Below are 10,747 nucleotides of genomic sequence, written 5' to 3'. Positions count from 1 at the left end.
ATGTGCATTTCCCCGGCCGGGGGGTGGGCGACCCGGGGCCGCCCCAGCCCGCTGCCGTGACGGACTGTGCCGGGGCCTCAGGCAAGAAATGTAGAATGCCCCAGTTAGCCCGATCTGTCGAGGTGAACTCAGACCTTCCGGTACCTCGCCTGGACCACACAGAACCCGGCGAAGGCGGCGATGCCGAGCGCCACCAGGGTGAGCAGGAAGCCGCCGTACGACTGCTCACGCAGCGTGTGCAGGGCGGCGTCCAGTCCTCGGGCCCGGTCCGGGTCGTAGGTCAGCGCGGCGGTCACCACCAGCACGCCGGCGATGCCGTACGCGACCCCCTTGGCGATGTAGCCGGCGACGCCGAGCCGCCGGGCCAGGGTCCGCATCCGGTGGTCCATCTGGCCGGTCCGCAGATGCCGTTCGAACTTCCGCACCCACCCGTACCAGACCAGGCCGGCACCGAGCGCGGCCAGGCCGAGACCGGCCAGCCCGACCAGGGCCCGGCCACCACCGGACTCCATCAGCTTCTCGGTGAGCGCCTGCTGTTTGTCCGCACTGGACGAGTTGGCATGCCGCAGCACCTGGAACGCGGTCCAGGCGAAGTAGAAGTAGACGACGGTACGGCCGACCGAGGTGACCCGCTCCAGGGTCCGCTCGCGGCCCCGGTACTCCCGGTGCCCGGTCGCCGCCTCAAGTGCCTGCCAGATCGCCATCGCGAGCAGGCCGATCCCGATCGCGCCGACCAGGAACCTGCCGAGTGGCTGGGCAGCCAGGGTGCGCAACGCACCCGACTGGTCACCGTCGTCGGAGGGCCGGCCGAACGCGATCTGCAACGCCAGCCAGGCGAAGAGCAGGTGGACGAGCCCGTAGCCGACGAACCCGACCCGGGCGAGGACTTCGAGTGCTCTGCTGTAGGCGGCGCGGTCGGCGCCGGCGTGCACGGTCTGGGTCGCTGACATGGCCAGTCAATGACCGGCCGCGAAGATTTCCAAACGTCCGGACCGAACCGGCCCCGACCCCGCCACCCACGACCCCAGGTCAGCCGGCGTTGCGCCCGATCCGGACCACCACCTGGTCGGCGTCGGCGCTCTGCACGGTGGCGTACATGCCGCCGACCTCGGTGGCCTGCTCGCCAACGGTGAGGGTCAACTGCTCGCCGGCGACCTCGATGGTCACCCGGTCCCCGTCGACGCCGATCAGCTTCGCCTCCACGCCGAGGAAGCTCGCCTGGGCGTCGACGCCCCGGTTGAACGTGACCGTGCAGGCGTCCAGCCCACAGTCGGTGCTGGCGCCGTCGGAACTGCAGCCGGCCAGCAGAGCCGCACCGAGAGCCAGACCGGCGAACAGGCCGGCGACCCGACGGACGGGGGTGATGTGGCGGTACTGGGGAGGATTCGTCACCCCACCAAGGGTACCCAAGGTGATCCAGACGACCATCGGGCCGGATCCGACGGTCGGCCCGCTAGGGTGCCCGACATGCCGTTCGACATCAACCGGGTCCGGGCCGCCTACCCGGCGCTGGACGAGGGATTCACGCACTTCGACGGGGCCGGCGGCAGTCAGGTCGCCGCCGCCGTCGCCGAGGCGGTCGCCGGAACCATGCGCAGCGCGGTGGCCAACCTGACCCCGGCCCACGTTCCCGGGCGGCGCTCCGGCGACCTGGTCGCGGCGGCCCGCCAGGCGGTCGCCGACCTGGTCGGGGGGAACCCGGACGGCGTGGTGTTCGGGCCGAGCGCCACCGCGTTGACGTACACCGTGGCCCGGACGCTGAGTCGACAGTGGCGACCGGGCGACGAGGTGGTGGTCTCCCGACTCGACCACGACTCCAACGTCCGGCCGTGGGTGCAGGCGGCGGAGGCGACCGGCGCGGTGGTCCGCTGGGCCGAGTTCGACCGCGAGACCGGGGAGCTGCCGACCGCACAGTACGCCGAACTCGTCGGTCCGCGTACCCGGCTGGTCGCGCTGACCGCCGCCAGCAACGCGATCGGCACCGTCCCGGAGGTGGCCGGGATCGCCGCCCTCGCGCACCGGGCCGGCGCCCTGGTGTACGTCGACGGCGTGCACGCCACCCCGCACGGTCCCACCGACGTCGCCGCGCTCGGCGCCGACTTCTACGTCACCAGCGCCTACAAGTGGTCCGGCCCACACGTGGCCGCGGTGGTCGCCGACCCGGCCCGGTGGGCGGAGCTGCACCCGGCCAAGCTGCTGCCCTCCCCCGACCGGGTGCCGCAGCGCTTCGAGTTCGGCAGCCTGGGCTGGCCGCTGCTCGCCGGGGTCCGGGCCGCCGTGGACCATCTCGCCGGTCTCGACCCGACGGCGACCGGCGACCGACGGGAACGGCTCCGGGCCGGCCTCGCCGCCGCCCGGGCCCACGAGGACCAGCTCCTCGCCCGGCTGCTCGCCGGCCTGACCGCGCTGCCCGGGATCACCGTGTACGGCGCACCCCGACACCGCTGCCCGACGGTCTCGTTCCGGATCGCCGGACAGGCCCCGGCCGACACCGCCGCCGCGCTCGGCGAACGCGGCATCTGCGTCTCGTCCGGCGACTACTACGCGTACGAGTACTTCACCGCCCTCGGCCTGCGCGACAGCGGCGGCGCGGTCCGGGCCAGCATCTACCACTACAACACCGACGAGGACGTCGACCGGCTGCTGGGCGAACTCGAGCGGCTGACCGTGACCGGGGTCACCGACGGATCCGGTCTGGTACGGGGAGAATCCGTCCGGTGAACACACTGGTCCAAGACAATCCCGCCGAACGCCGCTTCGAGATCCTGATCGACGACAGCCTGGCCGGTTTCGTCGCCTACCGTGTCGCGTCCGGGACCATCGTTCTCGTACACACCGAGGTCGACCCGGGCTACGAGGGCAAGGGCGTCGGCAGCGCCCTGGCCCGGGGCACCCTCGACCAGCTCCGCGAACGGGGCGAACCGGTCCGGGTCACCTGCCCCTTCCTGCTCCGCTTCATCGAACGCCACCCCGAGTACACCTCGGTGGTCACCGACGGCTGAGCGGTCTTCGAGGGTCCCCGGGAAGGCCGGGCGCCGGCTACCGTCGTACCCGTGGCGGAGCCGGGAGTGCGCACGACGGGCCGGACGGGTCGGATGGCGACGGCGGCGGTCGCGGTGCTCGCGGTCGGGGCCGTGGTGGTCGGCGTCGGCCTCTGGCGGGGTTGGTTCGCCGATCCGTCGGTCTCCGACCCGCCACGGGTCCGGGCCGCGAGTGTGCGGACCGTCGTCGGAGACCTGGCGGCCCCCTGGGGGCTGGCCTTCCTGCCGGACGGCTCCGCCCTGGTGACCGAACGGGACAGCCGGCGGATCCTCCGGATCGCCGCCGACCCGTCGGGCGTACACACCGCGACCGAGGTGGCCCGGATCGACGAGGCGACCCCCGAGGGCGAGGGTGGGCTGCTCGGCATCGCGGTCTCCCCCGACCACGCCCGGGACGGCTGGATCTACGTCTACTACACGTCCGCGCGGGACAACCGGATCGCCCGGCTACGCCTCGGCGAGACGCCACAGCCGGTGCTGACCGGCATCCCCCGCGGCTCCCGCACCCACAACGGCGGCCGGATCGGCTTCGGGCCGGACGGTCTGCTGTACGCCGGAACCGGTGACGCCGGTGACCGGGACGCCTCCCAGGACCGGAGCAGTCTGGCCGGCAAGATCCTGCGGATGACCCCGGACGGACTGCCCGCCCCCGGCAACCCGTTTCCCGGCTCGCCGGTCTACAGCTACGGACACCGCAACGTGCAGGGTCTGGGCTGGGCCGCCGACGGCACCCTGTACGCCGCCGAGTTCGGACAGAACCACTACGACGAGCTCAACCGGATCACCGCCGGCGGCAACTACGGCTGGCCGGTGGTGGAGGGCGACTCCTCCGACGACCGGTTCGTCCCGCCGCTGGCCACCTGGGCCACCGACGAGGCGTCGCCGAGCGGGCTGGCGGTGGTCGGCGACCGCGCCTGGCTGGCCTGTCTGCGCGGCCAGCGGCTCTATCGGATCGGCCTCGACGGGCAGCGTCCGGAGTCCCTGCTGACCAGGGAGTACGGCCGCCTCCGGCACGTCGCCGCCGCCCCGGACGGGTCGCTGTGGGTGCTCACCTCGAATCGCGACGGACGTGGCGATCCGCGCGACGGCGACGACCGGATCCTGCGCCTCGTCCCCTGAGCCCACGCGGCGACCGGTGGCGGCGCGGATCGCGTCCACCGGCGCGCCAGCGGCCCCGGGTTCAGATCGCGTGCTCCGGGGCGGGCAGTTCGGCGAACGGGAACCGGAGCCGGAAGTCGGGCCACGGCACGGTGAGTCGCAGGCTCTCCCCGGTCCGGCCGGGTGCCACCCCCAGCGCCGCGATCTCGCCGAGGTCGGTGAGCGAACGCCGGGCCTGTTCCTCGGTGACCCCGGCGGAGCCGGCGAGACTGCGCAGGCTGGTGGTGACCACCCGGCGACGCCACCGCCGACGGGTCCGGGCGGCGAGTCGCCGGATCGCGATCGCCACCAGGACGGCCTGGTCGTCACGCTGCGCACGGACCTCCAACTCGCGCTCCTCCGGCGACAGGGGCAGGACCTCCAGCGGATCGCGGTCGAGTCGGGGCAGCACCCACGGATCGTCGCCGTCGTCGGTCAGCTCGAACAGCCCGAGTTCGGCGAGGCAGAAGAGCAGCTCCCGGACGGTGTGCGGGACCGGCAGGTTGTTCCGGTGACACATCTCGGCGAACAGTTCGATCCGGGTGGCCCGGACCTTGACCATCCAGGCGTAGTGCTCGCGGGCATGCAGTTCGGCGTGTTCGGGATCGCGGCCGGCGCGCCGCCGCCGGGCCCGGGCCACCCACTCCTCCACGCTGCCGGGATCGCACCAGGCGGCCTCGTCCCAGGGCACGACGCCGGACCACGACGAGCGCCGGAACCGGGCCTGACCAGGCACGATGGTCAGATAGACGAAGGCGCAGGGTAGCCACCGGATCCAGGACGGCGTGAGGGGGGCCCGCTGCCAGCGAGGGGTCACCGGAGGACGATACCGCGACTCGGCGTACACGTGGGGGCACCCAAGGTTACCCCGCGCGTTCCGGGAGGCAGCCCGCCCCCGTACGGCGTGGCACACCGCCCCGCTGCCAGGTCAGCCGGCGGTCGACGACAACCACGATCCGATCAGGACGGTGCGGCTCGATCCGGTTCAGCGTGCCGCGACTCCGACGTCGACGGCGGCCCGGCCGGTGAGCACCTCGGCGGCGGCCCGGCCGCCCGCCCAGGACGCCCCGTAGGTGGCCAGATGCACCTGGCCGACCACGGTCTCCGGCACGCCGATCTCGACCACGATCGCGTCGGGGCGACCCGCCAGGACCCGATGTACCGCCGTGGACATCCACTCGTGGCGGTGCAGGTCGCGGACCACCAGCACCAGGGGCCGCCCGTGGGCCGGCACCAGCACCGCGGCCGGCAACCGACCACTGGTGCCGAGTTGGTCCACGCCCAGTTCGTCCGCGGTCAACCGTACGGTCGTGGTGCCGGGCAGCAGGGCGGCCAGCGGCAGGCCGACGCCCCAGGGCGTGTCCGAGCCGGTGGCGATGTTGTCCGGTGGAGCGAACTCCACCACGTGCGCCGGCCCGGCGAGCGGCAGGCCGCTGCCGGCCGTCCCGGACCCGACCGTGAGGCGTACCGCCCGGCGGGCGGCGGCCAGCCCGAGCGGGGAACCGTCCGGACCGGGACCGTCCCAGGCCGACCGTCCGGCCCGCGCGGTACTGCTCCAGGCGGCCAGCTGGCCGACCCGCTTGGCCGCCTCGACCAGCCGCTCCTCCGGCAGGACCCCGGTGGTCACCGCCTCGACGATCGCGTCCCGCAGCCGTTGCGCGTCCGCCTCCTCGGCGTGCTCGCCGCCGACGCAGATCGCGTCGGCGCCGGCGACCAGGGCCCGTACCGCCGCGCCGGTGAAGCCGTACCGGTGGGTGACCGCGCGCATCTCGATCCCGTCGGTGACCACCGCGCCCTGGAAGCCGAGCTCCTCGCGGAGCAGGTCGGTCAGGATCCGCCGACTCAGGGTCGCCGGCCACTCGTCGTCGATCGCCGGGACCAGCAGGTGGCCGGTCATCACCGCCTGTACGCCGGCCCGGATCGCGGCCCGGAACGGCGGCAGTTCGCAGGCCTCGAGCCGGGTACGGGGCACACCGATCCGGGGGATGTCGAGGTGCGAGTCGACGCTGGTGTCACCGTGTCCCGGGAAGTGTTTCGCACAGGCGGCGACCCCGGCGGACTGCAGACCGCGTACCCAGGCCGCGGTGTGTCGGGCCACCAGGCCCGGGTCTGCGCCGAACGAGCGTACGCCGATCACCGGGTTGTCCGGGTCGGCGTTGACGTCGGCGTCCGGGGCGTAGTTCAGGGTGATCCCGGCCGCCGCCAGTTCGGCGCCGAGGTCACGGGCCACCGCCTCGGTGAGGTCGGGGTCGTCCACCGCACCGAGCGCCAGGTTGCCGGGGCGGGAGCTGCCGCGCCGGGATTCGAGTCGGGTGACGTCCCCGGCCTCTTCGTCGATCGCCACCAGCACGTCGGGACGCTCCGCCCGCATCGCGGCGGTGAGCCCGGCCACCTGTTCGTGGTCGATCACGTTGCGAGCGAACAGCACCACCCCGCCGAGCCCCTCACCGAGCCACCGGCGTACCCAGTCCGGCGGGCGGGTGGCCCCCACGAAGCCCGGCTGCAGCACCGCTGCGGCCAGACCGGCCAGGTTGTCTGTGGTTCCGCTCATCCCGCCTGTTCCCCCGCTCTCCACCATGGACGGCCAGCACCCCCCCCGGTCGCGGCGGGTGCTGCCATGGTCACACCGGCTCCGAAAATAGTCAAGAAACCTTCCTATTAATCGGAACGCATCCCTACGTGCGACAGTGCATGCATGCCACACAGCATCTGGGAAGCACCGCACAACATCTGGGAAACCGGTAAGCGGTTCGGCGTGGAACCCCACCGGCTGCTCGCCGCCGACGAGAGCACCTGGTACGACATCCCCGGCGTCCGGATCGTCGGCGCCATCCTCGGCACCGTCCTCCTGGTCGCCGCCATCCGGTCGATGTTCGGACGCGGCCGGTAACCGTCGGTAGCCGCGTCGCCGAAGCCACCGGGGTTCGCACCACGGGGCCAGGTCGAAAGCGGCGCGGGTCGGCCCCGTTTGTGTCCGCCGGCCCCGGGGTACCTGCGGCGACCAATGAAACTCACACCCCTGCCCGCCACCCGGCTCCGGCGCGCCGCCCGGCACCGGTTCGGCTGGCCCACGCTGCGTCCCGAACAGCTCACCGCGATGCGGGCGCTGCTGCGCTGTCGCGACGCCCTCGTCGTACTGCCGACCGGGGCCGGCAAGTCCGCCGTCTACCAGGTGCCGGCGACCCTGCTCCCGGCTCCGACGCTGGTTATCTCCCCGCTGCTCGCCCTGCAGCAGGACCAGATCACCGCGCTCAACGAGCGGGGCCGGCCGGAACTGCGCGCGGTCCGGATCAGCTCCGCGGAGAACGCCGGCCAGCGGGCCGCCGCGCTGGAGAACATCCGGCGGGGCCGGGCCCGGTTCCTGTTCACCACCCCCGAGCAGCTCGCCAACCCGGACCGGCTGGCCGAGATACGCGCACTCCGCCCGGCCCTGGTCGCGGTCGACGAGGCGCACTGCATCTCCGCCTGGGGGCACGACTTCCGCCCTGACTACCTGGCCCTGGGGAAGCTGATCACCCAACTGGGCCGGCCGCCGGTGGTCGCGCTGACCGCGACCGCCTCCCCACCGGTCCGCGACGACATCATCAGCCGCCTCGGCCTGCGCCGACCCCGGATCGTAGTCTCCGGACTGGACCGCCCCAACCTCTTCCTCGAGGCGGCGAACTGCGCCACCGAGGAGCTGCGGTGGCGACGCCTGGTCGCGCTGCTGGAGGCCGAGGGCCGCCCCGGCATCGTCTACGCGCCGACGCGGCGGGCGGCCGAGGAACTCGCCACCCGGCTGACCCGGGCCGGCTTTCCGGCGGAGCACTACCACGGCGGGATGTCGGCCGCTGCCCGCGAGGAACGCCACCAGCGGTTCCTCGCCGACCAGGTACCGGTCATGGTGGCCACCTCGGCGTTCGGGATGGGCATCGACAAACCGAACATCCGCTGGGTGGCGCACATGGCGTTGCCGGACGCGCCGGACAGCTACCTGCAGGAGATCGGCCGGGCCGGCCGGGCCGGCGACAACGCCCGCGCGCTGCTGCTCTGGCGCGCCGAGGACGTCGGACTGCGCCGCTGGTTCACCGGCGGCGCCCCGGATGCGGACCAGTTGCGCGACCTGGCCGCGCTGCTGCGCGACGGTCCACTGTCCCGCACCGCCCTGCGGGACCGGACCGGGCTCGGCGTCCGCCGACTGGGGCAACTGCTCGCCCTGCTGGAGCAGGTCGGTGCCGCGACGACCCTGGCCGACCACCGGTTCGGCAGTCCCCGGTACGCCCCGGTCCCGGCCGACGCGGCGACGGCGGCGATCGCCGAGGCCGAACGGCAGCTCACCGTGCAACGCTCCCGGACCGACATGATGCGCGCGTTCGCGGAAAGCACGGGCTGCCGGGGACAGGTGCTGCTCGCGTACTTCGGGGAACGGCTGCCGGCACCGTGTGGGCACTGCGACAACTGCCACGCCGGCAACGGCGAGCCGCCGGGCGCCGCACCCGCCGTCGACGAGCCGTTCCCGGTCCGCAGCGCGGTCCGGCACCCGGAGTGGGGCCCGGGACTGGTGCTCGGCTACGAGGCGGACAAGATGACCGTGCTCTTCGAGGAGGTGGGCTACAAGACGCTCTCCGTTCCGGTGGTCAGCGCGCACGGCCTGCTCGTGCCGGTCCGGGACTGAAGCACGGTGGCCGGCCCGCCACCCGGCGCGGATCACCGGCGTGCTCCGCAGCACCTCCGGCGTTGCGGATTGCGGTCGGCACGACCGTGCCGTGAGATGTGATGGTTTGCCATCAGTGAAGGAGGGGTTGCCATGACGGAGCAACCGTTGTACACGACCGAGTTCGGATTCACCGACGACGAGTGGGGCCTGCTCGTCGGCCTGCCCCAGTCGGTGCTGACCGCGGCCAGCGCCGCCGAGTCGGACGGCAGCCGTCGGACCAGGTCGGAGAACGCGGCCGGGCTGGAGAGCATCGCCGCCGGGCGAGAGTCGGCCAGTCCGCTGGTCGCCGCCGTCGCCGGGGAACTCGTGGCCCGGGTCGGGGACCCGGAGACGGGTGAGGAACTACCGGTGATCGAGCCCACCGATCCGAAGGCGGTGATCGCCGACGTGCTGGCCCGGGCCGCGAGCGCGGCGAAGCTGCTGGACACCCGCGTCGACGAGGGCGAGGCCGGGGCGTACAAGCACTGGCTGCTCTCCATCGCCGAGCACGTGGTCACCGCCGCCTCGACCGGTGGCGTACTCGGGCTGGGCGGCGAGGAGGTCACCGAGGCCGAGCGGCGATTCCGGGACGAGTTGGCGCACGTACTCAACGACTGAGCCGCCCCTCCACGCGTTTCGGGTGTCGCCGACCGGCGTCTCGTCGGCGCCACCCGGCCGTCCCCGGCGGCGGGTTCTCTCACGCTTCTATTAGTTAACTTTCCAAACAGACATGTTACAGTCACTCTGGTCGATGCGATCGGCCGCTGGCCCCCTGCACCCCAGGAAGGCCCCTGTATCCAGGAAAGGAGTGACGGCATGTCGAGACTCCGCGCCCTGGTCGCACTCGCGGCACTTGTTGTCGCCGGTGGACTCGTGGCGATCATTCCGGCGACCCCGGCGTCAGCGGCCGCCTGCGCGGCGCCGTGGCAGGCCTCGACCGTCTACTGGGGAGGCGACCAGGCCTCCCACGGCGGACGCAACTACCAGGCGAAGTGGTGGACCCAGAACGAGGCGCCGCCCGGCAGCACCGGCGTCTGGCAGGACCTCGGCGCCTGCGACGGCGGCACCACACCGCCCGGCGGAACCTGCAACCACCCGAACTGGGTCGCCGGCACCTGGTACGCCGCCGGGAGCATCGTGCGGTACACCAACGGCCAGTACTACATCGCCGAGCACGAGAACCCGGGCTACGACCCCGTCATCAGCACCTGGTACTGGGAGCCGTACACCTGCAGCGGCCAACCGCCCACCACCCCGCCCCCGACCGGCGGCGGCTTCGTGGTCACCGAGGCCCAGTTCAACCAGATGTTCCCGGGCCGCAACCCGTTCTACACGTACTCCGGCCTGGTCGCCGCCCTCACCGCGTACCCGGCCTTCACCCGGACCGGCAGCAGCACCGTCCAGCGCCAGGAGGCGGCGGCCTTCCTGGCGAACGTCCACCACGAGACCGGTGGACTGGTCCACATCGTGGAGCAGAACACCGCCAACTACCCGCACTACTGTGACCCCGGCCAATCCTACGGCTGCCCCGCCGGACAGGCCGCCTACTACGGGCGCGGGCCGATCCAGCTGAGCTGGAACTTCAACTACAACGCCGCCGGCAACGCCCTCAACCTGCCGCTGTTGACCAACCCGTGGTTGGTGCAGAACGACGCGGCGGTGGCCTGGAAGACCGCCATCTGGTACTGGATGACCCAGAACGGGCCGGGCACCATGACCGCCCACAACGCGATGGTCACCGGTGCCGGCTTCGGCCAGACCATCCGCAGCATCAACGGCTCGATCGAGTGCAACAACGGCAACCCCGCCCAGGTGCAGAGCCGGGTCACCCGCTACCAGCAGTTCGTCGGCATCCTCGGCGTGCCGGCCGGGGCCAACCTCTACTGCTGACCCG

At 72.8% G+C, this 10,747-nt stretch carries 11 protein-coding genes; 7 read left to right on the top strand and 4 right to left on the bottom strand.

Annotation, left to right across the window (positions count from 1 at the left end; translation table 11 throughout):
• Positions 1 to 128: 128 nt before the first annotated feature.
• Positions 129 to 950 (bottom strand): DUF1206 domain-containing protein, encoded by an 822-nt coding sequence (locus ABGB21_RS06190; RefSeq protein ID WP_347676705.1) that lies wholly within the window; start codon positions 948 to 950, stop codon positions 129 to 131.
• A gap of 79 nt (positions 951 to 1,029) precedes the next feature.
• Entirely contained in the window at positions 1,030 to 1,392 is a 363-nt protein-coding gene (locus ABGB21_RS06185; protein ID WP_347657432.1) for a hypothetical protein, read from the bottom strand.
• A gap of 75 nt (positions 1,393 to 1,467) precedes the next feature.
• On the opposite strand from ABGB21_RS06185, the gene ABGB21_RS06180 reads away from it, so the two are divergent.
• The 3 genes from ABGB21_RS06180 to ABGB21_RS06170 are packed head-to-tail and all read left to right on the top strand — an operon-like array spanning position 1,468 to position 4,160.
• Complete coding sequence (locus ABGB21_RS06180; RefSeq protein ID WP_347657431.1) at positions 1,468 to 2,721, top strand: cysteine desulfurase-like protein; 1,254 nt, start codon at positions 1,468 to 1,470, stop codon at positions 2,719 to 2,721.
• The gene (locus tag ABGB21_RS06175) at positions 2,718 to 3,002 is read left to right on the top strand and encodes a GNAT family N-acetyltransferase (RefSeq protein ID WP_347657430.1); all 285 of its coding nucleotides are present in this window, start codon (positions 2,718 to 2,720) and stop codon (positions 3,000 to 3,002) included. Before ABGB21_RS06180 ends, ABGB21_RS06175 begins: the two co-directional genes overlap by 4 nt.
• 51 nt (positions 3,003 to 3,053) lie before the next feature.
• On the top strand, positions 3,054 to 4,160 hold the full coding sequence (locus ABGB21_RS06170; protein WP_347676703.1) for a PQQ-dependent sugar dehydrogenase: 1,107 nt from the start codon (positions 3,054 to 3,056) through the stop codon (positions 4,158 to 4,160).
• Between the two features lie 61 nt (positions 4,161 to 4,221).
• Here ABGB21_RS06170 and ABGB21_RS06165 read toward each other — a convergent pair whose 3' ends face one another.
• Positions 4,222 to 4,995: a DUF6042 family protein gene (locus ABGB21_RS06165; protein ID WP_347657428.1), complete on the bottom strand. Its 774-nt coding sequence runs from the start codon at positions 4,993 to 4,995 to the stop codon at positions 4,222 to 4,224.
• A gap of 168 nt (positions 4,996 to 5,163) precedes the next feature.
• On the bottom strand, positions 5,164 to 6,729 hold the full coding sequence (locus ABGB21_RS06160) for a glycoside hydrolase family 3 protein (protein WP_347657427.1): 1,566 nt from the start codon (positions 6,727 to 6,729) through the stop codon (positions 5,164 to 5,166).
• 144 nt (positions 6,730 to 6,873) lie between these two features.
• On the opposite strand from ABGB21_RS06160, the gene ABGB21_RS06155 reads away from it, so the two are divergent.
• From ABGB21_RS06155 to ABGB21_RS06140, 4 genes are all read left to right on the top strand, one after another.
• Entirely contained in the window at positions 6,874 to 7,068 is a 195-nt protein-coding gene (locus ABGB21_RS06155) for a hypothetical protein (protein ID WP_347657439.1), read from the top strand.
• Between the two features lie 114 nt (positions 7,069 to 7,182).
• A complete protein-coding gene (locus tag ABGB21_RS06150; protein ID WP_347657426.1) occupies positions 7,183 to 8,832 on the top strand; it encodes an ATP-dependent DNA helicase RecQ in 1,650 nt (549 codons plus the stop codon).
• A gap of 132 nt (positions 8,833 to 8,964) precedes the next feature.
• Positions 8,965 to 9,471, top strand: coding sequence for a hypothetical protein (locus tag ABGB21_RS06145; RefSeq protein ID WP_347657425.1), 507 nt, complete (start codon positions 8,965 to 8,967; stop codon positions 9,469 to 9,471).
• Between the two features lie 198 nt (positions 9,472 to 9,669).
• On the top strand, positions 9,670 to 10,743 hold the full coding sequence (locus tag ABGB21_RS06140) for a glycoside hydrolase family 19 protein (protein WP_347657424.1): 1,074 nt from the start codon (positions 9,670 to 9,672) through the stop codon (positions 10,741 to 10,743).
• Positions 10,744 to 10,747: the final 4 nt, after the last annotated feature.

This window comes from Plantactinospora sp. B24E8, assembly GCF_039871735.1.
In the GTDB taxonomy this organism is placed as follows: domain Bacteria; phylum Actinomycetota; class Actinomycetes; order Mycobacteriales; family Micromonosporaceae; genus Plantactinospora.
The sequence above is the reverse complement of the archived record's forward strand: the minus strand, read 5'-3'. Positions and strand labels throughout refer to the sequence as shown.

Bases quoted from the DNA above. Each gene is read 5' to 3' on its own strand.
- ABGB21_RS06190 (WP_347676705.1), bottom strand. From the start codon at position 950: ATGTCAGCGACCCAGACCGTGCACGCCGGCGCCGACCGCGCCGCCTAC.
- ABGB21_RS06180 (WP_347657431.1), top strand. From the start codon at position 1,468: ATGCCGTTCGACATCAACCGGGTCCGGGCCGCCTACCCGGCGCTGGAC.
- ABGB21_RS06155 (WP_347657439.1), top strand. From the start codon at position 6,874: ATGCCACACAGCATCTGGGAAGCACCGCACAACATCTGGGAAACCGGT.
- ABGB21_RS06160 (WP_347657427.1), bottom strand. From the start codon at position 6,729: ATGAGCGGAACCACAGACAACCTGGCCGGTCTGGCCGCAGCGGTGCTG.
- ABGB21_RS06150 (WP_347657426.1), top strand. From the start codon at position 7,183: ATGAAACTCACACCCCTGCCCGCCACCCGGCTCCGGCGCGCCGCCCGG.
- ABGB21_RS06140 (WP_347657424.1), top strand. From the start codon at position 9,670: ATGTCGAGACTCCGCGCCCTGGTCGCACTCGCGGCACTTGTTGTCGCC.
- ABGB21_RS06145 (WP_347657425.1), top strand. From the start codon at position 8,965: ATGACGGAGCAACCGTTGTACACGACCGAGTTCGGATTCACCGACGAC.